We start from the raw sequence: 24,887 nt of genomic DNA, 5'->3' as shown, positions 1-24,887 counted from the left end.
ATAACCGAGCGGTCTCTACAGGAAGCCTATTCAGGGTGGAAATAGAAAGGCAGTATTCAGCTAAGGGTTTTTGTTTGCCCTTATCGATTGGACTGAGCATGAAGAAAAAATAACAAGGATGCACCGAATGAAAGCAGAGTTGCGAGGCGGCGAAAAAATCATCAAAGAAGGGCCGGCAAACCTTCAAAGAAATATTGAGACGGTGGGCGGAAGGCTTTTTCTGACGAACCAGCGTCTGCTATTTGTCGCGCATAAAATTAACTTCCAAAGCGCTCCTGACGAGATTGAAATCTCAAACGTCCAGTCATTGCAGCCGGCGTGGACTAGATTTTTAGGTTTTATCCCCGTTTTCCCCAACTCTTTATCTGTTTTTACAAAGCAGGGTATAGAGTCTCGATTTGTACTATTTGGCCGTGACGCATGGGCTGCTGCTATTGCTGCAACCATGAATGGGGCCAATGGCTAAATAACCTTCAGTTTGAAATAGTCCGCCGCGCATTGCCCGACAGCAGCCCTGTCGGGCTTTGTCGTTTCAGACAGTTCAAGGACCGGAACCATGGCAGAACAGCTTTACTGGCACGACATCGAAGACACCCTGGGCAACTGGAGTGGCCTCGGTGTCGAGGTCGAACCGGGTGCCACGGACAGGCCGCCGCTGCACCTGCGCACCGGCAACAATGCCCGGATCAAGCTGATGCACCACGACACGCCACTGTTCTGGGCCACCTTCGCCTGGGATCACGGCGGCGTCTGGCTGGTGCGCAACCCGCTGGCGGAAGGCGCCGAATGCCGAATGCTGGCCCCCATCGATTCACCCACAGTCCAACAGTACGCAGCCCTGGCACCTGAGCTACGGATCAAGGCCTGGAGCCGCTATTTCGTCAGCCGCCTCAGCGAAAGCGCCCGGCACTTCCTCACCCCCGGTTTCTGGCTGGCCCAGAGCCTGCTGCCGGAGCCCTCCAGCACCGCGAACGGCCTGGACCACTGGCGCTTTACCTCGGTGATCGATCCTTTGACCCACGTGCCCAGCTGGCACCTGTACGGCGAGGATTTTCTCGACAACCTGCAACCCCAGACCCTGGAGTGGATCGACTGGTGGCACGGCGGCGGCAAGCTCATCGGCCTGCACCGGGTCGATCCCCAAGCGGGGCGCTTGAAATGGTGGCGCAAGAAGGCCCGGGAAGGCAGCCTGCCGCCGATTCTGCTGTGGTACGTCGGCGGGCTGGCCTCCTATGTGGTCATCGATGGGCATTACCGCTTGCAGGCGGCCATCGCGGAAAACCTCGCGCCATCATTCATCGTCCTCAGCGCCACCCGCGAGCGCGACTTCACGCCGAGCCTGGAGCATCAGCAGCGGGTCATGGATTCACTGCGCAAGCGCGGCGACGCGGTGCCGCGCAACCCGGCGCTGAGCACCGAGCACCTCAACCGGGTGCTGATCCAGGCGTTCGATGACCGGCCGCAATACCGCAGCGCTACCCCGGCCTGGGCCGGCAACGAGCCGCAATCGCAGTGGTGTGACGAGGTGCGCCAGTGCCTGAGCGGGCAAGGGCTGGAGGACCAGATGGAGGCGGTGATTGCCCGGCGTGGATAGGGCGCTGGCCGTGTCGCTGGCAAGCCAGCTCCTACAGGGGGGCTGCGTGTAGGAGCCGGCTTGCCGGCGAACAGGTCCCCAAACACTCTGCTATATTCGCGCCCGCCCGCCGCAGGGCCGGTCATTGATTAAGGATTAGGGACAATCGTGGAACAGCTTTTCTGGCGTGACATCGAGGATTTGGCCGGCCAGTGGAACGGCCTCGGCGTGGACGTCAAACGCCCGGCCGGCGGCAAGCCCAACCTGTGCCTGCTCAGTGGCAACAACCGCCGCATGCAGCTGGTGCTGGGGGACCAGACCCTGCTCTGGGGCACCATGTCGCACTGCCGCTATGGCGTGTGGCTGTTGCGCAATGACCTGCCGGAGCAACTGCCGCAAACCCTGGTGGGACCCATCGACTCGCCTCAGGTTGAACAACAGGCGCGCCTCGACCCGGCCCTGCGCCTCAAGGCCTGGAGCCGCTTCTTCGTCGAGCAACTGATGCAGCACCAGCCGGACTTCCTCTACCCCGGCTCCTGGCTGGTGCGGGCCTTGCGCCCGGCGTCCCAGAAACCCATGCGGCCGCTGCTCAGCGGCACCGAAGCCTGGTACTTCAAGGGCGGCGAAGACGCCCAGAGCCATATGCCGCAGTGGGCGATCTACGGCCGCAACATCCTCGACAACCAGCAGCCCGGCTCGGCGCGCTGGGTCGAGTTGTACGAGTGCGGCGGGGCGGTGGTCGGCCTGCATGCCGTGGACCCCCATTCCGGACGCTTGAAATGGTGGCGCAAAAAAGCCCGCGAAGGCAGCTTGCCGCCGATCCTGCTGTGGTACGTCAGCGGCCTGAACTGCCACCTGATCCTCGACGGTCATTACCGCCTGCAGGCGGCCATCGATGAAAACCTGCCACCGGAGTTCCTGGTGCTCAGCACGCCGCGGCTCTACCACTATCGCCCCAATCCGCAAGAGCAGCAGAAAGTGCTGGGGGCGCTGCAAGTGCAGGTCCAGCGCAACAACCTGGACACCAGGCGCTTCAACCAGTTGCTGATCAGCACCTTTGACGATCGGCCATATCACGGCTTCGGCAGCCAGTCCTGGGCGGGGATTGCTTCGGAGCAGGAGTGGATCGACCAGGTCAGCGGCATCCTCAAGGCGCGCGGAGGCCTGAGCGATCTGGAGGAAATCCTCGAACGCGAGGCGCCGGAAGAATACCGCTAAGTCATGCTTGCGGCTGATGCCAATCGGTTTTTTGTAGCCGCTGCCGCAGGCTGCGTACGGCTGCGCAGCAGACGCGGCGATTTCAAGGCCGCCAGCGGTCTTTGACGGGAGATCGCCAAGCAAGGTCCTGCGGACCTTTTCGCAGCCTCGCCAAGGCTCGACAGCGGCTACAGTACCCCCTGGCGACCCTGTAGCCGCTGCCGCAGGCTGCGTACGGCTGCGCAGCAGACGCGGCGATTTCAAGGCCGCCTCAGGTCTTTGACGGGAGATCGCCAAGCAGGGTCCTGCGGGCCTTTTCGCAGCTTCGCCAAGGCTCAGCAGCGGCTACAGGGCAACAATTCCATAGGTCCATAGGCCAATGCCGATCGGGGCAAGGTGGTTTCGGAAACGGGCTGGAAGGTCGCTGGAACGGTGTTTAGTCGCTTTCTTTTGTAAGGCAAATCCGAGAAACTGCGGGCCGCTTGAATGCGCCTGGTGGGCGGGCTAGGGTTCCGGAGCCATCGCCCAATCGATGGCTCGGATGTGCAAGTCCGACCGTTACCAGACGCATAAGCGCTCAGTCATGCCTGAGCGATTTCATGTTCGCCGTGTTATGGCGGCCGTGCGCGGGAGATCTTCGGATCTGCCGGGGTTCTGGTAACTCGGTCTTGCACACCCGCGTACGGTTGCCACCTTATTCGTGTGCAAGCGAACGGTGTCAGCTCCTTGTCATTACCAGGAGTTTGACCATGAAAAAGCTCGTCCCCGATCCCCCCACGTCCTATCGCGACCCCGAACTCAAGGCCGCCAACGCCACCCTGCGCGTGGCCCTGGCCCGGCAACCGCTGGACCCCGCGCTGTTCCAGCTCACGACCCAAGCCAAAGCCGTTTCCCCCGACTCGCTGTTCAGCGTGCGCGAAGGCGTCAGCGCCGAAGAGGCCCTGGTGCATGTGGCGTTGTTGCTCAAATGCGCCGAAGAGGTCTGCGATGAAATCACCCAGCAGGGCAGCGGCCTGGAGCGCGGGCTGATCTGGTCCATGGTGCATTCGGTGGAGATGGCCCGCGCGGTGGTGGAGCCCTTGCTCGACGGCCAGCGCGGGCCGTGAATCCGGGCATTTCCTGATACGTTTTTGTCGCCCCGGTCCGATTGACTGAGCCTGGTTCACGGCACAGTCTGTCGGACCTTTTTCGTCATTCCCTACAGGAGCTAGCCGATGCCTTTCGCGACCATCGATGGACAACCGTTGCACTACCTTGACCAGGGCCAGGGGCTGGTGGTGTTCCTGGCCGGCAGTTATTTGTGGGACACCAGCATGTGGGCGCCGCAGATCGAGGCGTTGTCGGCGCAGTACCGGGTGATTGCGGTGGACCTGTGGGGCCACGGCCAGTCCGGGCCGTTGCCGCAAGGCACCGCGTCGCTGGACGATGTGGCGCGGCAGATGCTGGCCTTGCTCGATCATCTGCAGATCGAGCGGGTGACGTTGGTGGGCTTGTCGGTGGGCGGCATGTGGGGTGCCCGTCTGGCCCTGGCGGCGCCGCAGCGCATCGACGGTCTGGTGCTGATGGACACCTACCTGGGGGCCGAGCCGGAGCCGACCCGGCAATACTACTTTTCCCTGTTCCAGCAGATCGAGGACAGCGGCCTGATCGCCGAAGCGCTGCTGGATATCGTGGTGCCGATCTTCTTCCGCCCGGGTATCGATCGGCAGTCGGCGCTGTATCAGGATTTTCGTGCCAGCCTCGCGGCGCTGCCGACCGAGCGTTTGCGCGCGAGCGTGATTCCCATGGGGCGCATCACCTTCAGCCGGGCGGATGTGCTGGATCAGCTGCAGCACCTGGATGGGCCGAACACCTTGCTGCTGTGTGGCGATCAGGACCAGCCGCGGCCACCTGCGGAAACCATCGAGATGGCCGAGCGCATCGGCTGCCCTTACCAGCTGGTGCCCGAGGCCGGGCATATTTCCAGCCGTGAGAATCCGGAATTCGTGACCCGGGCCTTGTTGGCGTTTTTACAGCGCCACGGTTGAAGCCCGATTCTTCCCTCGTAGGCGCTGGCTTGCCAGCGAAGGGGCCCGCAAGTCAGGCGCCCGTTGCAAGGACGCTTTCGCCGGCAAGCCGGCTCCTACAGAGGCTGCACAATGGCGAGGTGTTCACCTGCTGTCGTAGGAGCTGGCTTGCCAGCGAAGGAGCCCGCAAGCCAGGCGCCCGTCGCAAGGACGCTTTCGCCGGCAAGCCGGCTCCTACAGAGGCTGCACAATGGCGAGGTGTTCACCTGCTGTCGTAGGAGCTGGCTTGCCAGCGAAGGGGCCCGCAAGTCAGGTGCCCGTCGCTAGGACGCTTTCGTCGGCAAGCCGGCTCCTACAGGGGCGGGGATTTATTTCGGGCCGAGAATCTGCGTCAGCTTGCTCGGGGCCGGGGCGCCCTGCTGTTGTTGCAAGTCGCCCTTGTCGTCGAGGTAGAAGATCGCCGGGGTCGCCGACAGCTCCAGTTCTTCCATCAGTTTCATGTTGGCGTCGAGCTTGGCCTGCACGGCCGCGGGAATGCTCGCCAGGGGTTTCAGGGCGCTGCCCTTGCCGGCTTTCTCATGCTCTTGCAGGGCCTGTTGCGGGTCCTTGGCGGCCAGCAGGGCGGCGGATTTGCCCGGGCTGTCTTCGCGGATGATGCCCACCATGATGTGCCGCAGCTGCACCTTGCCGGCTTTGACCCAGGGCCGGGCTTGCTCCCAGAACATGTTGCAGTAGGGGCAGTTGGGGTCGCTGAACAGATAGACGATGCGCGGTGCGTCGTCCTTGCCATCGGCGATCCAGTTGCTTTTGTCCAGCTTGTTCCAGACTTCCTTGGCCATCGGTGCGTAGACCAGTTTCTGCAAGGGTTCGGCGCTCAGGTCCTTGCCGTCGGCGTCGTACAGGTTGCCCAGCAGCACGTGCTTGCCGTCCGGGGTGAGGTACAGGGTCATGCCACGGTTCTGGTACTGCGCGGCGTAGCCCTTGAGGCCATCCGGGGCATCGAAGCTGCCGATGATCTTGGCGCCTTTTTCTTCGATCTTGCGGATCGGTGCGGGCAGTTCTTCGGCCTGCAGCAGCGGCGCGTTGAGCAGGGCTGCGCCCAGGGACAGGCTCAGCAGGTGGCGGATGAAGGGCATGGCAGTTTCCTTGCAGGGGCGACCGGGGTCGGATGGGCGTCGTCGAAGTTTTCCAGGGCACGGGCCAGGCTGGCTTCCGAGAGTTCACCCAGGTGACTGCTCAGCAGGCGGCCGTCGGCGCTGTAGAACAGTGTAGTGGGCAGGGCCATGGAGCCCACGGCCTGGCCCAGGCGGCCGCCGCTGTCGAAGAGTACGTTGTCCAGGTTGAGTTCCTGGGTGGCGAGGAAGGTGGCCACGCTTTGCATGCTTTCGCCCTGGTTGACGAACAGGAAGGTCAGGTCCGGACGTTGCTGCTGAGCGCGCTCCAGGACCGGCATTTCTCGCCGGCACGGCGGGCACCAGGTGGCCCAGAGGTTGATCACCAGTGGCCCGCCCTGGTAGTCGGTGAGTTGCACGGTGTCGCCAGTGGCATTGCGCAGGGCCACTTCCGGCAGGCGGGTGCCCTGGTCGTAGAGCGTCAGGGACAGGCTGGCCAGCAGCCAGAAGGCCAGGCCGCTGGCGATACCGGCGCCCAGCGGGCGGCGCAGCGGTGGGCGTTTCCAGCCCCAGGCCAGGGCTGCCAGGAGCATGAAGATGACCCCCGGCCAGGCCAGGAAGCCGCCGTCGCGCAGGTCGATGATCAGCCACAGGTTGTGCTGGTAGTGCTTCCAATAAGCGATGACGAAGCAGATCCGCGCCGCGAGCATGCCCAGCAGGAACAGCATGAACAGCACCGATTCCGGGTTGTCGCCGCCCCGCTTGGCCACCCGCCAGCCCACCAGGGTGGCCAGGGCCAGGGCACTGATCAGCAGCAGGTGGTTGAGGGCAATGGCGAAGGTGCCGATGGTAAAGGTCAGCATCAACGGGCTTCCCGGGTCTGGGTCCAGCGTTGCAGGAAGGTGTTGGCATCCACTTCACCGGTGATGCGCTGGCTGCGGCGTTCGCTGCCGTCCGGGCCGATCCACAGCATGCTCGGTGGCCCCGGTACCTTGTAGCGGCCCAGCAGTTCGCGGCCGTCGGCGTTGTCCAGGGTCACGTCCAGGCGCAGCAGGCGCACGTCTTTCAGGGCGTCGAGGACTTGGGGCTGGCCGAACACGGTTTTCTCCATGATCTTGCAGGACACGCACCAGTCGGCGTAGTAGTCCAGCAGCACCCATTGGCCCTGGGCCTGGGCGCTGTCCAGGGCACGTTGCAGCTCGCCGGGCGACTTGACGGTGGTGAAGGCATCGTGGGCGGTGGCGCTGCTGGCCACGCTGCCACCGCTGTAGACCTTCAGCGGTCGCCACAGGTCATCGCTGCCACCGGCGGCGCCCACCAGCAGCACGCTGCCCCACAGGCCGAACAGCACGGCGGCGGCGCCGAACAGGTGCAGCAGGCGCCCGGCGATGGCCCGTTGCTGCCAGGCGCAATAGGCCAGTACCAGGGCCAGGGCGCCCCACAGACCGATCCACAGGCTGGTGTCGAGCACCGGGCGCAACATATAGATAGCGGTGCCCAGGAACAGGAAGCCGAACACGCCCTTGAGCAGGTTCATCCAGGGCCCCGGCTTGGGCAGGAAGCGGTTGCCCAGGGTCACCAGCAACAGCAGAGGCAGGCCGATGCCCAGGCCCAGGGCGAACAGCGCCAGGCCGCCAAACAGGGCGTTGCCGGTCTGGGCGATGTACAGCAGGCCGCCGGCCAGGGGCGCGGTCATGCACGGACCCACCAACAGCGCCGACAGTGCGCCGAGAGCGCCACAGCCGATCAGGCTGCCGCCCTGGCGCTGGCGGCTGGCGCCCTCCAGGCGGTCGCGCAGAAACGCCGGCATTTGCAGTTCAAAGAAGCCGAACATCGGCAGCGCCAGCAGCACGAACAGCGCGGCGAAGCTGCCCAGCACCCAGGGCTGTTGCAACCAGGCCTGCAGGTTGCTGCCCAGCAGGGCGGCGATCACCCCCATGCCGGCATACACCAGGGCCATGCACAGCACGTAGCTGGAGGCCAGGGCCAGGCCCCGACGCGGGCTGGCGCCGCTGCCGACCACGATCCCCGCGAGGATCGGCAGCATCGGCAGTGAGCAAGGGGCGAAGGCCAGCAGCAGGCCGAAGCCGAAGAAGGCCAGCAGGCCCAGGCCCCAGGATTTTTGTTGCAGGTCGTTGGCCAGCAGTTGGTCCTGGGCCGTGCCGTTGCCGGTTGCGGCGCTGTTGCCGGCAGCAACGGCGGGGGTGCCCCCCAGGTTGACTTCCAGGGTCTGTGGCGGGTAGCACAGGCCGGCGTCGGCGCAGCCCTGCCAGCCCAGCTTGACCTTGCCGCTGGCGGCTGCCGGCAGCTTCACTTCCAGGCCCTGGCGATACACCGTCTGTTCGCCGAAGAACTCGTCGCTGTGGTGTTCGCCGTCCGGCAGGGCCGGCTGATGGTCCTGGGCCAGGCCGTCGAACTTCAGGCGCTTCTGGTACAGGTAGTAGCCGTCGGCAATCTGCCAGAACAGCTGGGTTTCCCCGGAAGGCAGGCGCTCGGAGGTGAAGGTGAAGGCCTTGTCCACCGGCAGGAAGTCAGGCTTGACCTCGAACGGATTGTTGCCGGCTTCTGCCAGGGTGGTGAACAGCATAAACAGCAAGATGAGCAATCGACGCATGGTCAAGCCTTAAACCGGTGCAAGTGGGAAGCACAATGGCGGGTCCTGATTAACCGATGATTAACCATACTTGGGTTGTTGCAGGGCGGCGCCGGGCATAATGTCCGCTTAATCCGCTGCCTGCTTAATCAACGCCTTTCGTTACAGGACCGACCATGCACGTACTTGTCTGTGAAGATGATGAGCTGATTGCCAGCGGAATAGTCGCCGGCCTCACGGCCCAGGGCCTGACGGTCGAGCATGTGGCCTCTGCCTCGGCGGCGCGGGCCATGCTCGGCGTGGCCGATTTCGACGTGATGGTACTGGACTTGGGCCTGCCGGATGAAGATGGTTTGAAGTTGCTCAAGCAACAGCGCCAGCAGGGCCTGGAGATTCCGGTGCTGATCCTCACCGCCCGCGACTCGGTGACCGATCGGGTCGACGGCCTGCAGGCCGGGGCCGACGATTACCTGCTCAAGCCCTTCGACCTGCGGGAACTGGCGGCGCGCCTGCACACCCTGTTGCGCCGGGTGGCGGGGCGCAGCGTCAACCTGATCGAGCACGGGCGCCTGACCTACGACCCCAGTACCCGGGAAACCCGCCTGGGCGGCGAACCGGTGGACCTGTCCCGGCGCGAACAGGCGCTGCTCCAGGCCCTGCTGCACAACCGCGGCCGGGTGCTGTCCAGCGAACAGCTCAAGGACAGCGTCTACGGGTTCAACGATGAGCTGGAAAGCAACGCCCTCAACGTGCACATCCACCACCTGCGGCGCAAACTCGGCAACGGCATCGTCGAGACGGTGCGCGGCCTGGGCTATCGCCTGGGGCCGGCCGATGGCCAGGAGAAGTCATAAGTGAGGAGCCTGCGCCTGCGCCTGAGCGTGACCCTGGGCGCCGCCTTCATTCTGATCTGGACCCTGGCCGCGGCCTGGATGCTCAGCGATCTGCGCAATCAGATGATGTTTTCCCTGGACCAACGCCTGGTGGCCTCGGCGCGCATGGTGGCCGGCCTGCTGGAACAGATGCCGGCGCTGCCTTCCGACACCCACGCCCATCCCATTGCCAGCGCGGCCTTGACCATTCCCGGGGGCATGGCCTGTCAGGTCAGCTCCCTGCGCGGGCAGGTCCTGGCCCGCAGCCACAGCACGCCTGAACACACCCTGGAAGCCGAGAAGCTGGGCTTTCACGACCAGATGATCGACGGCGCGCCCTGGCGCACCTTCACCCTGGTGCGCGGTGATCTGCGCATCACCACCGCCGACCGCCAGGTGGAGCGCGAGGCCCTGAACATGTCGGTGCTGCTGGCCGCTTCGGTGCCGGTGGGGGTGGCCCTGCTGGGTTGCCTGTGGCTGTTGTGGCTGGGCATCGGCCAGAGCCTGGCGCCGTTGAACCGGATTCGCGACGCGCTGATGCGCCGCAGCGCCGACTCCCTGGAGCCGTTGCAGATCCAGCCCATGCCCAGCGAATTGCGGCCGCTGGTGGACACCCAGAACCAGCTGTTCCAGCGCATCGCCAAGACCATCGAGCGCGAACGCCGGCTGACCGGCGACGCCGCCCATGAGCTGCGCAGCCCGCTGACCGCGATCAAGACTCACCTGCAAGTGGCGCGCATGACCGACGGTGCGGCCCGGGATCAATCCCTGGCCCGGGCCGAGGAGGGCGCCGACCGCCTGCACCGGACCCTGGAGCAACTGCTGTTGCTGGCTCGGGTCGAGGGCAGCCTGTCGTTCGATGACGGCGTGCACTGCAATGCCGAGCAAGTGGTTCGCCTGGCAATCCAGGATGCCGCCGTGGGCGCCCGGCAGCGGGTCAAGGTGCACCTGGGAGAGCACGCCGCCGAGGCCCCGGTAGCCATGCCCTCGACCCTGGCGATTGCCGCCTTGCGCAACCTGTTGGACAACGCCCTGCGCCACACCCCGCAAGACTGCCCGGTGGAGTTGAACCTGGAGCTGGTGGCCGGTCGCCTGCGTTTCCAGGTGCGTGACCATGGCCCGGGGATTGCCCAGGAAGACCTGCAGCACCTGACCCAGCGCTTCTGGCGCAACAGCCAGAGCACGGGGTGCGGACTGGGCCTGGCGATTGTCCAGGCCATCGTCCAGCGCTGCGGCTGCGAGCTGAACTTCGACAGCCGTCCTGACGGCCTGCGGGTCGAACTGACCCTGCCTGCCCACCCCGCCTGACCCATCACCGCCCGCTGCAGGCGCTGGCTTGCCAGCGAAGAGGCCCTTGAGACCGCCTTCGCCAGCAAGCTGGCTCCTACAGGGCCTTGTACGTTCCGCCTGCCCGCCGCAGGCGCTGGCTTGCCAGAGAAGGGGCCCTTGAGATCGCCTTCGCCAGCAAGCTGGCTCCTACAGGGCCTTGTACGTTCCGCCTGCCCACCGTAGGAGCTGGCTTGCCAGCGAAGGGGCCCGTGAGATCGCCTTCGCCAGCAAGCTGGCTCCTACGGGGCCTTGTACGTTCCGCCTGCCCACCGTAGGAGCTGGCTTGCCAGCGAAGGGGCCCGTGAGATCGCCTTCGCCAGCAAGCTGGCTCCTACGGGGCCTTGTACGTTCCGCCTGTCCACCGTAGGAGCTGGCTTGCCAGCGAAGAGGCCCTTGAGACCGCCTTCGCCAGCAAGCTGGCTCCTACGGGGCGGTATGTGCAATTTCCTCGTCCTGGGGTGTAAATCCCGACCTCGCTGGTGCGTTTTTAGAACAGGAAAACCTGTCAGTGTGCACCCGCGCTTGGGCTGCGCATTCGGCCGGTGGCCGTTTTGCTCAAATTGCAGCGCGAGGGTTCGAGACATGTCAGCCGTTACCAGCCTTATGGACGATCAGCCGGTGGCCCTTGCCGCCATCCCGGCCGAGACGCTTTACCAGTTCGACGAGTCGCCCCTGCTGGCCCGTCAGAACCGTCAGGAATCCAATGCCCGCAGCTACCCACGGCGCATCCCCCTGGCCCTGAAGCGGGCCAGTGGCATTCATGTCGAGGATGTCGAAGGCCGGCGTTTCATCGATTGCCTGGCCGGTGCCGGGACCCTGGCCCTGGGCCACAACCACCCGGTGGTGATCGCCGCGATCCGGCAGGTACTGGCCGATGAACTGCCGCTGTTGACCCTGGACCTGACCACCCCGGTCAAGGACCAGTTCGTCCAGGATCTGTTCGGCCTGTTGCCCGAGGCCCTGGCCGCCGAAGCCAGGATCCAGTTCTGCGGCCCCACCGGCACCGACGCCGTGGAAGCCGCGCTGAAACTGGTGCGCACCGCCACTGGGCGCAGCACCGTGCTGTCGTTCCAGGGCGGTTACCACGGCATGAGCCAGGGCGCGCTGAGCCTGATGGGCAGCCTGGGGCCCAAGCGGGCCCTGGCCGGCTTGCTCAACAACGGTGTGCAGTTTCTGCCGTTCCCCTACGACTACCGTTGCCCGTTCGGGCTCGGTGGCGCCGAGGGGGTCAAGGTCAACCTGCATTACCTGGAAAACCTGCTGAACGATCCTGAAGCGGGCGTGGCCCTGCCGGCGGCGGTGATCGTCGAGGCGGTGCAGGGCGAGGGCGGGGTGATCCCGGCGGACCTGGAGTGGCTGCGAGGGTTGCGGCGCATCACCGAGCAGGCCGGGGTGGCGCTGATCGTCGATGAAATCCAGAGCGGCTTCGGTCGCACCGGCAAGATGTTCGCCTTCGAGCACGCCGGGATCATTCCCGATGTGGTGGTGATGTCCAAGGCCATCGGCGGCAGCCTGCCGCTGGCGGTGATGGTCTATCGCGACTGGCTCGACACCTGGCAGCCGGGGGCGCACGCGGGCACCTTCCGCGGCAATCAGATGGCCATGGCCACCGGTTCCGCGGTGATGCGCTACCTCAAGGAACAGCGGCTGCCCGAACACGCGGCGGCCATGGGGCAGCGTTTGCGCGAGCACCTGCTGATCCTCCAGCGCGACTACCCGCAACTGGGGGATGTCCGCGGCCGTGGCCTGATGCTTGGCGTCGAGCTGGTGGACCCGGCCGGCGCGCCGGACGCCCAGGGCCATCCGCCACAGCATTTGCGCCTGGCTCCCCTGGTGCAGCGTGAATGCCTCAAGCGCGGCCTGATCCTCGAACTGGGTGGGCGCCATGGCAGCGTGGTGCGCTTCCTGCCGCCGCTGATCATCAGCGCGGCGCAGATCGATCAGGTGGCGGACATCTTCAGCAAGGCAGTGGCCGCCGCGGTGGCCAGCCTCTAATTTTTTTTGGCCCTGATTCGTTCCTTCTACACAACCGCCGCGCCTGGGGTGCGGCGTCCCTAATCAGCGATGGAGACAAGCAATGACTTCCGTATTCGACCGCGAGGACATCCTGTTCCAGGTGGTGGTCAACCACGAAGAGCAATACTCGATCTGGCCCGATTACAAGGCCGTGCCGCAAGGCTGGCGCACCGTGGGCAAGAGCGGTTTCAAGAAGGAGTGCCTGGCCTACATCGAAGAAGTCTGGACCGACATGCGCCCCCTGAGCCTGCGCCAGAAGATGGACCAGCAGCCCGTGGCCGGCTGATCTGCAAGGCCTGTAGCCGCTGCTGAGCCACGGCGAAGCTGCGCCAAGGGCCGCAGGCCCTTCAGCGATCTCAAGAGCGGCGCCTCCTACGGAGCCGTTCGCAGCCTGCGGCAGCGGCTACAAAAAACGGATCGAGATTGTTGCTGTAGCCGCTGCTGAGCCACGGCGAAGCTGCGCAAAGGGCCGCAGGCCCTTCAGCGTTCTCAAGAGCGGCGCCTCCTCGGAGCCGTTCGCAGCCTGCGGCAGCGGCTACAAAACCCGGATCGAGATTATTGCTGTAGCCGCTGCTGAGCCACGGCGAAGCTGCGCAAAGGGCCGCAGGCCCTTCAGCGTTCTCAAGAGCGGCGCCTCCTACGGAGCCGTTCGCAGCCTGCGGCAGCGGCTACAAAACCCGGATCGAGATTGTTGCTGTAGCCGCTGCTGAGCCACGGCGAAGCTGCGCAAAGGGCCACAGGCCCTTCAGCGATCTCAAGAGCAGCGCCTCCTGCGGAGTCGTTCGCAGCCTGCGGCAGCGGCTACAAAGGCGCTGGCGTCTTGAGCTTGGTGGTTTTTCATGCCGGGCGATCAGGCGCTGCGCTTGACGGCCTGCAGGGTGTAGCTCAGTGGCAGGCGCCATGGCGCTTGCTTGAGTCGCCATTCGCCGCGTTCATCCACCACCATCTGCCCGGGCAGGGCCTCCCAGGGAATGCTCTGGTGCTCCACCAGCCCGGTGATTTCCAGGCCCTGGGCCAGCAAGGCGCTGATGATTTCCCCCAGGCCGTGGTTCCATTCGTGGGTCACCGTGGCCTTGAGGCTGCTTTCGGTTTGCACGTAGGTGTTTTCGTCCTCCCAGACCAGCGGCTCGCTGCGTTCGAAGTAGGGGTATTCCACCCGCAGCGAGTCGCTGTGATCTTCATTCAGGGCCCAGAGCATCGGGTGCCCTTCGCGGATAAACAGCCGGCCACCGGGCTTGAGCAGGGCGCCGACGGTCTGTGCCCAGCGCTCGATGCTCGGCAGCCAGCACAGCGCGCCGATGCCGGTGTAGACCAGATCGAAGCTGCCCTTTGGCAACACCTCGGCGGCCAGGAACACGTCCGACTCGTGGTAGTCGATGGGTGTATGGCAGCGCTGGGCCAGGGTCCGGGCTTCAGCCAGGGACGCCGAGGAAAAATCCAACCCGCTCATCTGCGCGCCGAGGCGGGCCAGGGACAGGGTGTCGGTGCCGATATGGCATTGCAGATGCACGCCGCGCAGGCCCTGGATGTCGCCCAGCAGGGGGCGGTCGAACTGCACCACGTCGGAGAGAAACTGCGGGTCATCGACGAAGCGCTGCACCGCGTAATCCGCCGAGGCGGCGTGCAAGGGCGCGCGTTCGTCCCAATTGGTCTTGTTGAGTGTCAGGTATTCGCTCATGGCGTGGGTGTCCTGTCTGGGCATTTTTGCGAAGCGCAGACTAGCACCGGGAAATGAGCACAATCTTGAGCAAATATGTAAGCGGCCCCTGATGCCGACTGTAGCCGCTGCAGAGCCATGGCGAAGCTGCGCAAAGGTCCGCAGGACCTTGCCTGGCGATTGTCTGTCGAGCGCCGCGTCCCTGCGCCGGAGTGCCGCCCAGGCCGTTCGCAGCCTGCGGCAGCGGCTACAACAGCCCGGATCGAGATGGATGCTGTAGCCGCTGCAGAGCCATGGCGAAGCTGCGCAAAGGTCCGCAGGACCTTGCCTGGCTATCGCCCGCCGAACGCCGCGTCCCTGCGTCGGAGTGCCGCCCAGGCCGTTCGCAGCCTGCGGCAGCGGCTACAATGCCAGGGCCTGGGTGACTTTTTGCAGGTTGCCTTCCAGTTCGCCGAGCGGGTCGGCGCTGTCGGTTTCCAGCACCAGCAACTGGCTGCCACCGGCGCTGATGGCGGCTTTCAGTGCCTCGGACGGCTGGCGGTGGTGCAGGACCAGGGCCACGTCGTTGTCCTTGAGCCGGGCTTGCAGCTTCTGCAGGGCTTCGGGCGTCCATTCGTTGTCGGCGCGGGCGTCGACTTCCACCAGCTCCAGGTTCAGGCCGCTGACCAGATAGCCAAAGTGCTCGGAGAGGCTCAGCACGCTGAGGTTGTCGGCCTCGGCCAGGCGCGCTTCGCTGTCGGCGCTGAGTTTCAGCAGGCGTTGTTTCAGCCCCGCCAGGTTGCGCTCGATCTGGGGCTTGGCTTCGGGGGCCAGGCGTGCCAGGTCGGCGGCGAGCACATCCGCCATGCGCCCCAGGTTGTTGCTGGACAGCCAGGGCTGGGCGTTGAGCCCGTCGCTCTTGCCCGGTTGCAGGGCCACCCCGGGCAGGGCGCCATCCACCGGGCGGGCGGCATCGATTTCGACGATGCGGATGTTGCTGCGCCGGGCGTTGGGGTACAGCGGGTCGTCCGGCCAGATCGAGCGCAAGCCGATCGCCGCGTCGGCATCCAGCGCCAGCTTGCTCAGGGCCTGGGCGCCGCGCCCGGTGAAATAGGCGGTCTGCCGCGAGCCGGGGAGGTTGGCCGGGGCCGCCCGCTCCAGCTTGATGGGGGTGCCTTGCAGCAGGATCTGCCCCAGGCCGAAGGTCACCGGCAGCGAGGCCAGCACCGTCAGCGGTTTCTGCGAGGCGGCGCTGTGCAGCGCGGTATTGCCCATGCCATGGCTGGCGACCACGCGCATTGGTTCGAAGTGGTCGCGCTCGGCCAGGGCCGGGGTGCTGATCAGGCCGCCGAGGGCCAGGGCCAGGCTCAGCTGACGCAATGACAAGTGACGAAGTGAACTGTGCATTTATCCGATATTCCCTTTCAGGCTGGGGACGGTGCCGCGGGCGATGGCGGCCAGGGCGAAGGCCACGCCGGCCACCAGGATGATGGCCGCGCCGGAGGGCACCGGCAGGTCGAAGATGATCGGCAGCAGGATGCCGCACAGGGTGCTGACGGTGGCGATGCTCACCGAGATCCAGAAAAAGCCCTTGAGCGACTGGCTGAGCAGGCGGGCCGCTGCGGCCGGAATCACCAGCAGCGCGCCCACCAGGATCGCGCCGATGACCTTGACCGCCGCCACGGTGATCAGGGTCACCAGGATCACGAACAGGTAGTCCAGGGTCTTCACCGCCACCCCGCGCACCGCCGCCAGCTGCGGGTTGAAGCTGGCCAGCATGATGCGGTTGTACAGCGGCAGGCTCAGGCCCAGCACCAGGGCGCCGACGATCAACAGCACCAAGAGGTCGTTGCCGTTGACCGTGAGCACCGAGCCGAACAGCACGTTCTCCAGGATGTGCACGTTGATCTTGCCGGCCAGGATCAGCAGCAGGCTGGCGCCCAGGGCCAGGGACACCGAGAGAAACACCCCGATCAGGGTGTCCGGGGCCAGCCCGGTGCGGTTGCGCAGGTAGTTGAGCAGGATGCCGAACAGCAGGCAGTAGCCGAACAGGCTGCCGTAGGGACCGGTGTAGGGCTCGCCCAGCAGGATGCCGATGGCCACCCCGGTCAGTGCAGCGTGGCCCACGGCTTCGGAGAAGAAGGCGAAGCGCTTGACCACCACCAGGGTCCCCAGGCCACCGAGCACCGGCCCGATCAGCAGGCCGGCCAGCAGCGCATTGACCACGAACCCGTAGGCCAGGGCTTCGGGCAGGTAGCCGGCCGAAGCCCAGCCCTGGACCATCAGGCGAAAAGCTTCATAGGTCATCAGGCAGCGCTCCCGGCGGTTCGTGGATGAGTGGAGAACAGGCTGAGCAGGCGCTCCGGGGTCAGGGTCTGTTGCGCCGGACCGTCGAACAGCACCCGGCGGTTGAGGCCGGTGACCCGGTCTGCCAGGCGGCCCACGGCTTCCAGGTCGTGCTCGATCCACAGCAGGGTGATGCCGCTCTGGCGCCAGTCGTGGAGCAGGCGTTCGAAGACCTGGATCCCGGCCTCGTCCAGGGCCGACATCGGTTCGTCCAGCACCAGCAGTTGCGGGGCCGGGATCAGGCCCTGGGCCAGCAGCACCCGCTGGCGTTCGCCCCCGGACAGGGCGCCCATGCGTCGCTTGCGCTTGTCCTGCATGCCGACCCGTTCCAGGGCGTCGCCAATCGCCTGGGCGAAATGCTGGCTCAGGCCGAGGAAGGCCGGGCGCCGCTGGCACATGGCAGCCATGAAATCGTCCACGGTCATCGGCAGGCCACGGTCGAATTCCAGGGCCTGGGGCACGTAGCCGATGGTGCCGGGGGCGCCGGGCCATTGCAGGCGCAGTTGGCCCTGGTGCGGCATCTGCCCCAGCAGGGTCTTGATCAGCGAGCTCTTGCCGCCGCCGTTGGGGCCCACCAGCGCGTGCACGCTGCCGGGCTGCACCTGGAAGGTCACGCGGTCGAGGATGGTGGTGCGGCCCAGGGTCAGGCCGACCTGATCGAACTCGATGGCCGGGCCGCGCAGCAGGGTTTCGATGGCGGTCATGCCCCGGCCTCCTGGATGGCCCGGACAACGGTGTCGAGGTTGCCTTTCATTTCCTTCTCGTATTTGTCGGCGCTGTAGTCGCCGTAGGAAATGTGCGACAGCGGGTAGAGCTTGACCCCGGATTCGCGCTGGATGGTCTCGACGTAGGTGGAGGGGAAGTCCATCTCCGAGAAGATCACCTTGACGTCCAGTTCCCGCAGTTGGTCGATGGTCTTCTTCAACTGGCTGGGGCTGGGCTCGATGCCGTGGGCCGGTTCCACCACCGCGGTGACTTGCAGGCCGAACTCACGCAGCAGGTAGTCGTAGGCCGCGTGTACCGTGGCCACCCGCAGGTCGGCGTTGGGCGCCTGGGTCAGCTTGGCCAGGGCGTCGGCGCGCATCTGCCGCAGGCGTTTGCCGTAGGCCCGGGCGTTCTGGGTGTAGGTCTTGGCGTTGGCCGGGTCCATCTTGCCCAGCTCCCGGGCGATGTTGTTGACCTGGGCGATGGAGGCGCTGATGGACAGGAAGGTGTGCGGGTTGACCACTTTGCCGGCGCCCCGGGCGGCGACGCCGGTGGCGGCCAGCAGCGGCACGTTCTCGTTGGCTTCGATCACCGGGATGTCCGGGCGCTCGCTGGCGGCGATCATGCGGTCGGCGAAGTCATCGTGGCCCACGCCGTTGAGCACGATCACGTCCAGGCTGCCGATGCGCTTGATGTCCTCGGCCCGGGGCTCGTAGGCGTGGGGGTTGAAGCCGGCGGGAATCAGCGGCACCACCTCGGCCTTGTCGCCGACGATGTTCGTCACGTAGCTGTAGTAGGGATGCAGGGTGATGCCGATGCGTAGGCGTTTGGCCGGATCGGCGCTGACCAGCGGGCTGAGCGTCAGGGCCAGCAGGCCGATCAGCAGCCCCCGCAGAAAGGGACGGCGTTGCGATGAAATGGACATGGGCAAGCGTTCTTCTCTCGGAATGGGTTCAGTGGCGATGCTGGCGGGTCACTCCGGCATCGAATTGCGCGACCACCTGTTGCCAGCCGGCGGCGGCCAGCGTCGCGTCGCTGAGATCGACCGGCACGGCGACGGATGGGGCGCGGTTGAGCCAGATGTCCACCTTGGCCTGATTCTCGGTGTCCAGGCGCATCAGGAAGGAGCCGGCCACTTGCGGGTTCTGGCTCAGGCCCAGATAGGCCTGGTCTTGCAATTGCCAGGCATGGCCGCCGCGACTCACCGAACTGGCGTCCTGGGCGAAGGGGGCGAAGCCTTCCTCGGCCAGTTGCTCCGGGCTCGGCAGCGTCTGGCTTTCGGCCTGCAGCAGATGGATCTCGTCGAGGGTCACTCGCAGGTCGGCGTAGATGCCCTGTTCGCCGGCGCTCAGATCGCGGCGGGCGTCGAGCTGGTGGCTGGCGACGCTGGCGGTTTCGACTGTTTCGCCGCGCCACAGCACCACGCTGCCGGCGACACACAGAATCAGCAGGCACAGCAACAGGACGTAGAGGGTTTCGTGACCGGCGCCGGCGGGGCGCACGACCTGGGTGGTGGCAGGAGTCATGGGGCCTCGATATCCGCTTGGTCGATCTCGACCACGTGGCCGGGGCCTGCATCGAACAGCACGTAGAACTCGCTGGAAGGCTTCTTGAAGGTCAGGGTCGAATCGCTGCCGAGCTTGCCCGGCACGAGGATGGTTTCGTCGTAGCCGATCACGTCCAGGGTCACTCCCGGCGCGCCGCTGCCATCGGAAAAACCACCGGTGCAGCGGATCTGCTCGGCGTCGATGGCCTTGCACTCGCACATCGGGTTGTGGGCCAGGGCGCTGTGGCTGAAGGCGCCGGCCAGCAGCAACAGGGCCAGGGCGCCAAGGCGCCGGGGGGGTACTGCGCGGGTCATCGTGTGCCTCCTTGTTTTTCGAGCCAGGCCACGGTGGCGGGCGAGGCCTGGCTCAGGGGAATGGATGCCTGGTGCATGCTGCCGTCCCAGCCTTCCATGGTGATCCACAGCTCGGCGTCGGCTTTGGTCTTTTCCGGAATCGGCAGGCTGGCGCCCATGCGGTACGGGCTGCCGAAGAAGATCACCCCGGCGGCCCGCAGGCTGCGGGGCTTGCCGATGCGCAGGTAGGTGGCCTTGACCGGATCGATGCAGGCATCGCACAGGGCGGCGTTGAATTCCTTCATGTAGCCGACGGCGCTGTCATGACGCGGTGCCTGGCTGCGCATTTCCGCCAGACGCAGGCTCCAGGGGCCGACCTGGACCTCGCCGACTTCCCGTTCGCCGAGGCCGGCGTCACCGCGAAACAGCGCCCGGTCGGCGAAGTACTTGGGCATGAACCCCAGGGGAATCAGCAACAGCAGGATGTTCAGGTGAAAGCGCCACTTGTGCCAAAACCGGCTCAGGCTCGACGCGGGGGTTGCAGTATGGGGCTGGCTCACAGGGTGCCCTCCGACGTTTCGATGCTCATTGCCGGCGTGGCTGTCGGCGCGCTGGGGCTGGCGACGCGCCGTGGTCGGGCGGCTTTTTCCTCGCGCTTGAGGGCGTTGGCGGTGGCCAGGGCGGTGCGCTTGGTCCAGATCAGCAGGCCGCTGAGGACCATCATGCTCAGCACCAGGCCGAAGAAGAACCAGATCAGCTTGATCCAGATGCCGCCGAAGTCCCCGGTGTGCAGCGGGCGCATCGACTCGGTGACGAACTCCAGGGGATTGCGGTCGCCCAGCAGGTAGGCGGTGTCCAGGGAGCCGGTGTAGGGGTTGATGTTGGCGGTCTGGTACATCAGCGGATACCAACCGCGGCCACCGACCACCAGATGGCTGTAGGCGTTGCTTGGCAGGCTGACGAAGCTGATGTCGAAACCGGAGATTTTCCCGGTGGCGGTGCCTATCGCCTGTTCCAGGCCGATCATCGGTGCCGGGCTGCCGTCGACGGAGAGCGGAACCTGGTCGCGGGCGATCACCGGCACTATGGGTTCGCTGGAGATGCTGATGTTGTAGTCGGCAAGGATCGCCCGGATCAGGAACCAGATGCCGGTGACGGAGATCACGGCAATGAACCAGATCGACCAGATGCCGCTCAGGCGATGGAAGTCGCCCCAGAAGATCCGCGCGCCATGGCGCAGGCGCAGGGTCGGCTTGAGAAAGCCTTTCCAGAACTTCTTGTAGACCACCAGGCCGGTGATCAGCGAGATCAGCATCGGCACGCCGAGGAACGACACCAGGTACCAGCCCCAGCTGAAACCGTTGGTGAAGGGCACCAGCCACCAGCCGTGCAGGGCGCGGGTGAACGCCTGGAAGTCGAACTGCGGGCTGGTGCCCTGGATGGCCCCGGTATAGGGGTTGACGTAGAGCGTCGGCGAGCGGCCGTCCGGGTAGCTGACGCTGACACTCAGGGCGAAGTGGCTTTCGTCCGGGGTGACGATGGTGTCCACCCGGGTCTGGGGTTCGGCGCGCTTGATCGCCGCCACGATCTGGTCGTAGTTCAGCGCTTGCGCGTCATCGCTGGGTTTGCTGGCGCGCACGTCGGGGTTGGCCAGCCACACGATCTCCTGGCTGACCACCGCCAGGGTGCCGGTGACACAGACGATCAGCACGAAGAACCAGATGGGCAGGGCCAGCCAGCTGTGCACCAGAAACCAGATTTTTGAACGGGACTTCTTCGACATTGAATGGGCGTCTTGATTCGAGGAGTGGAGCGGCACTGGAACCTTCGGCCGGCCCCGGGGCAAAACACCCGGGGCATAGCCGTGGCCAACGCGGCCTGCTGCATCTAATTAAGACGAATGAGAATCGTGAATCCTGAAAGGCGATATGAAAGTAAATGTTACGAAGCTGGGAAAACCTGGTGAAAGCTGCTGTTTTACCGATTTGGCCAATGCCCCTGGCCCTGTAGGAGCGGGCTTGTCCGCGAACGGGCCCGCAAGGGCGCCTTCGCCGGCAAGCCGGCTCCTACAGGCCTTGGCTGGCTGGAAGGCTCAGCCGGCCTGTTGCTGGAACATCTCCCGCGCCCGCCGGGCGATTTCCTCGGCGCTCAGCGTTTCCTTGCGGCTGGCCAGGAACCACACATGGCCGAACGGATCGCGCAGGCTGCCGCTGCGGTCGCCGTAGAACTGGTCCTTGACCGCCGACACCTCGGTGCCGCCGGCGGCAATCGCCCGGGCGAAGCTGCTGTCGACATCTTCCACATACAGGTGCAGTCCGACCGAGGTCTTGTGGGTGTCCGGGCTGTCCATCGGGGTTTGTTCGCAGGGGCTGCCGAGCATGATGGCCGAGCCGCCGATGCGCAGTTCGGCATGGCCGACGCTACCGTCGGGCATGTCCAGGCGCATGCTTTCCTCGGCGCCGAAGGCCTGCTTGTAGAACTCGATGGCCTCGGCGGCGCGCTTGATGCCCAGGTACGGCGTGACGCCGCTGAAGCCTTCGGGAATGGGGTTGACGCTCATCTGGGGTTCTCCTTGATGTTGTCTGGGGCAAACCGGTCCGTCGCCGGATCGAGCCGCTTTCACTCTATACCCGGGCATCCCCGGCACTGGCATGGACCGACGAGGTGTCGTCCGGGCAACAGCATTTCACTGTTGGCCCGGCAACAGTGCTCCAGCAATTTGTCCGGTGGCCCGCTGGGCAATCCCCTGCTACGGCCGGTAAACCCTTGAATTAAAAGCCCCGATTTTTCGGCACAGAAGCTGCAATGACAGCCTGCAACCTTCATCCGCCCGAGAGCGCTGTATGTCTTCTTTGCCTGAATCCGCCTTTTATCCCCTGCACACTCCCGCCGCCCAGGTGATCCGCGATGGCGCCGAGGCCCTGGCCGTGGCCCGGCAAGTGGCGGCGGTCCTGCTGGAGCAGGACGCCGAACGCGACCGCAGTCGCCAGGTGCCGGTGGAACTGCTTGACCTGTATTCCAACAGTGGCCTGTGGGGCATCAGCGTGCCGCGGGAGTTCGGCGGCGCCCAGGTGTCCTACGCGGTACTGGCCGAGGTGATCGCGATCATTTCCGCCGCCGATCCGTCCCTGGGGCAGATCCCGCAGAACCATTACTGCCTGCTGGAAGACATTCGCCTGCAAGGCACCCCGGAGCAGCAGGCGCACTTTTTCGCCCTGGCCCTGCAAGGCCATCGCTTTGCCAATGCGCTGTCGGAAACCGGCGGCAAGAACGTGCAGGACATCCAGGCCAGCATCCGTCGTTCAGGTGACGGTTATGTGATCAACGGCCGCAAGGGCTACTGCACCGGCTCGCTGTATGCCCACTGGCTGGCGGTACTGGCCCTGGATGAACAGGGCCGGGGTCAGTTGGCCTTCGTGCCCCGGGGCAGCGCGGGGCTGGCGGTGCTCGACGACTGGGACAGCATCGGCCAGCGCACCACCTCCAGCGGCACGGTGCTGGCGCAAAACCTGCTGGTGCCGGCCTTCAACCTGTTCCCCACCTATCGCTCCTATGAAAGCCCGACCCTGGCCGGGCCCTTCGCCCAGCTGACCACGGCGGCCATCGACGCCGGGATTGCCCGGGCGGCGCTGCGCGACACCGTCGACTTCGTCACCGAGCACGCCCGGCCATGGATCGATGCCGGGGTGGACAAGGCCGGCGACGATCCGCTGACCATCATTCAGGTGGGGGCCCTGGACATTCGCCTGGAGGCCGCCGAAGCCTTGCTCGAGCGCGCTGGTCTGGCCCTGGACGCGGCGCGTCCGGCCCCCGATGAAGACAATGTCGCCCTGGCTTCCGTAGCGGTGGCCCGGGCCAAGGTGCTGACCACAGAGATCGCCATCGAGGCCAGCAACAAGCTGTTCGAACTGGGCGGCACCCGCTCGACCCTCAAGCGCCACAACTTCGACCGCCACTGGCGCAATGCCCGGGTCCACACCCTGCACGACCCGGTGCGCTGGAAGTACCACGTGGTGGGCAACTGGCTGCTCAACGGCATCAAGCCGCCGCGTCACGACTGGTCCTGACGCCATGGCCGAATGGTTCAAGCACCTCTACTGGGCCGACATCGCCCAGGCCTGTCTCGACACCCTGAGCATGCTCGGGGCGGCCCTGGGCTTCACCGTGTTGCTGGGGCTGCCCCTGGGGGTGTTGCTGTTTCTTACCGGCAAGCGCCAGCTGCACGAAACCCCGGGCCTGTATCGGCTGCTGTCGTTGATCGTCAACGTGCTGCGCTCCTTGCCCTTCATCATCCTGCTGATCGTGCTGATTCCCCTGACCACCCTGCTGGTGGGCACCTCCCTCGGCGTGCCGGGGACCATCCCGCCGCTGGTGGTGGGCTGCACGCCGTTCTTTGCCCGGCTGGTGGAAACCGCCCTGCGGGAAGTGGACCACGGGGTGGTGGAGGCGACCCAGGCCATGGGCGGCAGCACCTGGCAGATCATCCGCCACACCCTGTTGCCCGAAGCCCGGGGCGGCCTGCTGGCGGCGGTCACGGTGACCGCCATCGTGCTGGTGGACTACACCGCCATGGCCGGGGTGATCGGTGGCGGCGGCCTTGGCGACCTGGCGATCCGTTACGGCTACCAGCGCTTCCAGACCGACGTGATGCTGGTCACCGTGATCCTGCTCCTGGTGCTGGTGCAGGGCCTGCAGATGACCGGCGACCGCCTGGTGGCGCACTACAGCCGACGTTGACCCGACGTATTCACAACCTGAAAAAACCGGCCTCACGTGCACCCCACGACGGCTGTCCGTATCTGCCTTAGGAGCAACCCATGAACAAGATCCTGGCCATCCTGGCCGCCGTACTGTCCTTGAGTGTCCACGCCAACGAGAAGCTGGTGGTGGGGGCCACCCCGGTGCCCCACGCCGAGATCCTCGAGTTCGTCAAACCCGAGTTGGCCAAGGAAGGCGTGGACCTGGACATCAAGGTCTTCACCGACTTCATCCAGCCCAACCAGCAACTGGCCCTGAAGAACCTCGACGCCAACTACTACCAGTACCGGCCGTTCCTCGATGATTTCAACAAGACCCGGCACACCGACCTGGTGCCGGTGGTGGGGGTGCACATCGAGCCCTTTGGCGCCTATTCCACCAAGATCAAGACCATTGCCGAGCTCAAGGACGGCGCCACGGTGTCGATTCCCAACGACCCGGTGAACACCGGTCGCGCCCTGGTGCTGCTGCACGAAGCCGGGCTGATCAAGCTCAAGGACCCGAGCAACACCCTGGCCACCCAGCGCGACATCCTCGACAACCCCAAGCACCTGAAGATCCGTGAGCTGGAAGGCGCCTTGCTGGCCCGTTCGGTGAGCCAGGTGGACCTGGCGTTCGTCTTCGCCAACTACGCCCTGGAGGCCGGGATCGACACCAACAGCGCGCTGATCGTGGAGAAGGGCAAGGACCTGTACATCGAGTTTTTGGTGGCCCGAGCGGACAACCGCGACGACCCGCGGATCCAGAAACTGGCCAAGGCGCTGAACTCCGACGCCGTGCGCCAATTCATCCTGACCCGCTACAAGGGCCAGATTGCCCCCGGCTTCTGAGCACCGCCCGATCCCCGGTTGCTACGAAGAGGCGGATTGTAGGAGCTGGCTTGCCAGCGAAGAGGCGCGCAAAT

General features: G+C 65.5%; 25 protein-coding genes. 12 read left to right on the top strand and 13 right to left on the bottom strand.

Annotated features, from left to right (window positions below):
• Positions 1-127 precede the first annotated feature (127 nt).
• From PST29_RS20810 to PST29_RS20790, 5 genes are all read left to right on the top strand, one after another.
• Positions 128-466, top strand: a complete 339-nt coding sequence (locus PST29_RS20810; protein WP_060840365.1) for a hypothetical protein — start codon at positions 128-130, stop codon at positions 464-466.
• Positions 467-556: 90 nt separating this feature from the next.
• Complete coding sequence (locus tag PST29_RS20805; RefSeq protein ID WP_060844257.1) at positions 557-1,594, top strand: ParB/Srx family N-terminal domain-containing protein; 1,038 nt, start codon at positions 557-559, stop codon at positions 1,592-1,594.
• 147 nt (positions 1,595-1,741) lie between these two features.
• Positions 1,742-2,791 (top strand): hypothetical protein, encoded by a 1,050-nt coding sequence (locus PST29_RS20800; RefSeq protein WP_060844256.1) that lies wholly within the window; start codon positions 1,742-1,744, stop codon positions 2,789-2,791.
• A 728-nt stretch (positions 2,792-3,519) separates the two neighbouring features.
• Positions 3,520-3,876 carry a DUF6124 family protein gene (locus tag PST29_RS20795; RefSeq protein ID WP_060844255.1) on the top strand — a complete coding sequence of 119 codons (357 nt, stop codon included), beginning with the start codon at positions 3,520-3,522 and terminating at the stop codon, positions 3,874-3,876.
• Positions 3,877-3,984: 108 nt separating this feature from the next.
• On the top strand, positions 3,985-4,797 hold the full coding sequence (locus PST29_RS20790) for an alpha/beta fold hydrolase (RefSeq protein ID WP_060844254.1): 813 nt from the start codon (positions 3,985-3,987) through the stop codon (positions 4,795-4,797).
• Positions 4,798-5,144: 347 nt separating this feature from the next.
• Here the strand turns inward: PST29_RS20790 and dsbG are convergent, their stop codons facing one another.
• The 3 genes from dsbG to dsbD are packed head-to-tail and all read right to left on the bottom strand — an operon-like array spanning position 5,145 to position 8,502.
• Positions 5,145-5,912 (bottom strand): thiol:disulfide interchange protein DsbG, encoded by a 768-nt coding sequence (dsbG, locus tag PST29_RS20785; RefSeq protein WP_060844253.1) that lies wholly within the window; start codon positions 5,910-5,912, stop codon positions 5,145-5,147.
• A complete protein-coding gene (locus tag PST29_RS20780) occupies positions 5,888-6,751 on the bottom strand; it encodes a TlpA disulfide reductase family protein (protein WP_060844252.1) in 864 nt (287 codons plus the stop codon). The genes dsbG and PST29_RS20780 overlap by 25 nt, the downstream gene beginning before the upstream one ends.
• The gene (gene dsbD / locus PST29_RS20775; protein ID WP_060844251.1) at positions 6,751-8,502 is read right to left on the bottom strand and encodes a protein-disulfide reductase DsbD; all 1,752 of its coding nucleotides are present in this window, start codon (positions 8,500-8,502) and stop codon (positions 6,751-6,753) included. Before dsbD ends, PST29_RS20780 begins: the two co-directional genes overlap by 1 nt.
• A 155-nt stretch (positions 8,503-8,657) precedes the next feature.
• On the opposite strand from dsbD, the gene PST29_RS20770 reads away from it, so the two are divergent.
• From PST29_RS20770 to PST29_RS20755, 4 genes are all read left to right on the top strand, one after another.
• The gene (locus PST29_RS20770; protein ID WP_016965114.1) at positions 8,658-9,335 is read left to right on the top strand and encodes a response regulator; all 678 of its coding nucleotides are present in this window, start codon (positions 8,658-8,660) and stop codon (positions 9,333-9,335) included.
• Positions 9,336-10,661, top strand: coding sequence for an ATP-binding protein (locus PST29_RS20765; RefSeq protein ID WP_060840356.1), 1,326 nt, complete (start codon positions 9,336-9,338; stop codon positions 10,659-10,661). It begins immediately after the preceding gene.
• Positions 10,662-11,264: 603 nt separating this feature from the next.
• Positions 11,265-12,677, top strand: a complete 1,413-nt coding sequence (locus tag PST29_RS20760; RefSeq protein ID WP_060844250.1) for an aspartate aminotransferase family protein — start codon at positions 11,265-11,267, stop codon at positions 12,675-12,677.
• Positions 12,678-12,759: 82 nt separating this feature from the next.
• A complete protein-coding gene (locus tag PST29_RS20755) occupies positions 12,760-12,984 on the top strand; it encodes an MbtH family protein (protein ID WP_060840354.1) in 225 nt (74 codons plus the stop codon).
• A gap of 564 nt (positions 12,985-13,548) precedes the next feature.
• Here the strand turns inward: PST29_RS20755 and PST29_RS20750 are convergent.
• From PST29_RS20750 to PST29_RS20705, 10 genes are all read right to left on the bottom strand, one after another.
• The gene (locus PST29_RS20750) at positions 13,549-14,376 is read right to left on the bottom strand and encodes a class I SAM-dependent methyltransferase (RefSeq protein WP_060844249.1); all 828 of its coding nucleotides are present in this window, start codon (positions 14,374-14,376) and stop codon (positions 13,549-13,551) included.
• Positions 14,377-14,757: 381 nt separating this feature from the next.
• Positions 14,758-15,741, bottom strand: coding sequence for a metal ABC transporter solute-binding protein, Zn/Mn family (locus PST29_RS20745; RefSeq protein WP_060844248.1), 984 nt, complete (start codon positions 15,739-15,741; stop codon positions 14,758-14,760).
• Positions 15,742-16,641, bottom strand: a complete 900-nt coding sequence (locus PST29_RS20740) for a metal ABC transporter permease (RefSeq protein WP_060844247.1) — start codon at positions 16,639-16,641, stop codon at positions 15,742-15,744.
• On the bottom strand, positions 16,641-17,384 hold the full coding sequence (locus PST29_RS20735; RefSeq protein ID WP_060844246.1) for a metal ABC transporter ATP-binding protein: 744 nt from the start codon (positions 17,382-17,384) through the stop codon (positions 16,641-16,643). The genes PST29_RS20740 and PST29_RS20735 overlap by 1 nt, the downstream gene beginning before the upstream one ends.
• Positions 17,381-18,310 carry a metal ABC transporter substrate-binding protein gene (locus PST29_RS20730; RefSeq protein WP_060844245.1) on the bottom strand — a complete coding sequence of 310 codons (930 nt, stop codon included), beginning with the start codon at positions 18,308-18,310 and terminating at the stop codon, positions 17,381-17,383. Before PST29_RS20730 ends, PST29_RS20735 begins: the two co-directional genes overlap by 4 nt.
• A 28-nt stretch (positions 18,311-18,338) precedes the next feature.
• Complete coding sequence (locus tag PST29_RS20725; protein ID WP_060844244.1) at positions 18,339-18,911, bottom strand: DUF6162 family protein; 573 nt, start codon at positions 18,909-18,911, stop codon at positions 18,339-18,341.
• On the bottom strand, positions 18,908-19,246 hold the full coding sequence (locus PST29_RS20720; RefSeq protein ID WP_060844243.1) for a hypothetical protein: 339 nt from the start codon (positions 19,244-19,246) through the stop codon (positions 18,908-18,910). Before PST29_RS20720 ends, PST29_RS20725 begins: the two co-directional genes overlap by 4 nt.
• Complete coding sequence (locus PST29_RS20715; RefSeq protein WP_060844242.1) at positions 19,243-19,785, bottom strand: hypothetical protein; 543 nt, start codon at positions 19,783-19,785, stop codon at positions 19,243-19,245. Before PST29_RS20715 ends, PST29_RS20720 begins: the two co-directional genes overlap by 4 nt.
• On the bottom strand, positions 19,782-21,008 hold the full coding sequence (locus PST29_RS20710) for a PepSY-associated TM helix domain-containing protein (protein WP_060844241.1): 1,227 nt from the start codon (positions 21,006-21,008) through the stop codon (positions 19,782-19,784). The genes PST29_RS20715 and PST29_RS20710 overlap by 4 nt, the downstream gene beginning before the upstream one ends.
• Before the next feature lie 309 nt (positions 21,009-21,317).
• Positions 21,318-21,785: a VOC family protein gene (locus tag PST29_RS20705; protein ID WP_060840344.1), complete on the bottom strand. Its 468-nt coding sequence runs from the start codon at positions 21,783-21,785 to the stop codon at positions 21,318-21,320.
• A gap of 283 nt (positions 21,786-22,068) precedes the next feature.
• Between PST29_RS20705 and PST29_RS20700 the strand changes: the two genes are divergently transcribed.
• From PST29_RS20700 to PST29_RS20690, 3 genes are all read left to right on the top strand, one after another.
• Positions 22,069-23,292: an SfnB family sulfur acquisition oxidoreductase gene (locus PST29_RS20700; protein WP_060844240.1), complete on the top strand. Its 1,224-nt coding sequence runs from the start codon at positions 22,069-22,071 to the stop codon at positions 23,290-23,292.
• Between the two features lie 4 nt (positions 23,293-23,296).
• Entirely contained in the window at positions 23,297-23,962 is a 666-nt protein-coding gene (locus tag PST29_RS20695) for a methionine ABC transporter permease (protein ID WP_060844239.1), read from the top strand.
• Positions 23,963-24,042: 80 nt separating this feature from the next.
• Positions 24,043-24,813 carry a MetQ/NlpA family ABC transporter substrate-binding protein gene (locus PST29_RS20690; protein ID WP_060844238.1) on the top strand — a complete coding sequence of 257 codons (771 nt, stop codon included), beginning with the start codon at positions 24,043-24,045 and terminating at the stop codon, positions 24,811-24,813.
• The last annotated feature ends 74 nt before the right edge of the window (positions 24,814-24,887 follow it).

Source organism: Pseudomonas sp. St29 (assembly GCF_001547915.1).
Classification (GTDB): domain Bacteria; phylum Pseudomonadota; class Gammaproteobacteria; order Pseudomonadales; family Pseudomonadaceae; genus Aquipseudomonas.
Note: the sequence above shows the minus strand (reverse complement) of the source record. Positions and strands in the feature narration are given on the sequence as shown.

Bases quoted from the DNA above. Each gene is read 5' to 3' on its own strand.
- dsbD (WP_060844251.1), bottom strand. From the start codon at position 8,502: ATGCGTCGATTGCTCATCTTGCTGTTTATGCTGTTCACCACCCTGGCA.
- PST29_RS20770 (WP_016965114.1), top strand. From the start codon at position 8,658: ATGCACGTACTTGTCTGTGAAGATGATGAGCTGATTGCCAGCGGAATA.
- PST29_RS20730 (WP_060844245.1), bottom strand. From the start codon at position 18,310: ATGTCCATTTCATCGCAACGCCGTCCCTTTCTGCGGGGGCTGCTGATC.
- dsbG (WP_060844253.1), bottom strand. From the start codon at position 5,912: ATGCCCTTCATCCGCCACCTGCTGAGCCTGTCCCTGGGCGCAGCCCTG.
- PST29_RS20700 (WP_060844240.1), top strand. From the start codon at position 22,069: ATGTCTTCTTTGCCTGAATCCGCCTTTTATCCCCTGCACACTCCCGCC.
- PST29_RS20725 (WP_060844244.1), bottom strand. From the start codon at position 18,911: ATGACTCCTGCCACCACCCAGGTCGTGCGCCCCGCCGGCGCCGGTCAC.
- PST29_RS20750 (WP_060844249.1), bottom strand. From the start codon at position 14,376: ATGAGCGAATACCTGACACTCAACAAGACCAATTGGGACGAACGCGCG.
- PST29_RS20780 (WP_060844252.1), bottom strand. From the start codon at position 6,751: ATGCTGACCTTTACCATCGGCACCTTCGCCATTGCCCTCAACCACCTG.
- PST29_RS20795 (WP_060844255.1), top strand. From the start codon at position 3,520: ATGAAAAAGCTCGTCCCCGATCCCCCCACGTCCTATCGCGACCCCGAA.
- PST29_RS20710 (WP_060844241.1), bottom strand. From the start codon at position 21,008: ATGTCGAAGAAGTCCCGTTCAAAAATCTGGTTTCTGGTGCACAGCTGG.
- PST29_RS20805 (WP_060844257.1), top strand. From the start codon at position 557: ATGGCAGAACAGCTTTACTGGCACGACATCGAAGACACCCTGGGCAAC.
- PST29_RS20705 (WP_060840344.1), bottom strand. From the start codon at position 21,785: ATGAGCGTCAACCCCATTCCCGAAGGCTTCAGCGGCGTCACGCCGTAC.
- PST29_RS20720 (WP_060844243.1), bottom strand. From the start codon at position 19,246: ATGACCCGCGCAGTACCCCCCCGGCGCCTTGGCGCCCTGGCCCTGTTG.
- PST29_RS20790 (WP_060844254.1), top strand. From the start codon at position 3,985: ATGCCTTTCGCGACCATCGATGGACAACCGTTGCACTACCTTGACCAG.
- PST29_RS20695 (WP_060844239.1), top strand. From the start codon at position 23,297: ATGGCCGAATGGTTCAAGCACCTCTACTGGGCCGACATCGCCCAGGCC.
- PST29_RS20755 (WP_060840354.1), top strand. From the start codon at position 12,760: ATGACTTCCGTATTCGACCGCGAGGACATCCTGTTCCAGGTGGTGGTC.
- PST29_RS20745 (WP_060844248.1), bottom strand. From the start codon at position 15,741: ATGCACAGTTCACTTCGTCACTTGTCATTGCGTCAGCTGAGCCTGGCC.
- PST29_RS20760 (WP_060844250.1), top strand. From the start codon at position 11,265: ATGTCAGCCGTTACCAGCCTTATGGACGATCAGCCGGTGGCCCTTGCC.
- PST29_RS20690 (WP_060844238.1), top strand. From the start codon at position 24,043: ATGAACAAGATCCTGGCCATCCTGGCCGCCGTACTGTCCTTGAGTGTC.
- PST29_RS20740 (WP_060844247.1), bottom strand. From the start codon at position 16,641: ATGACCTATGAAGCTTTTCGCCTGATGGTCCAGGGCTGGGCTTCGGCC.
- PST29_RS20810 (WP_060840365.1), top strand. From the start codon at position 128: ATGAAAGCAGAGTTGCGAGGCGGCGAAAAAATCATCAAAGAAGGGCCG.
- PST29_RS20735 (WP_060844246.1), bottom strand. From the start codon at position 17,384: ATGACCGCCATCGAAACCCTGCTGCGCGGCCCGGCCATCGAGTTCGAT.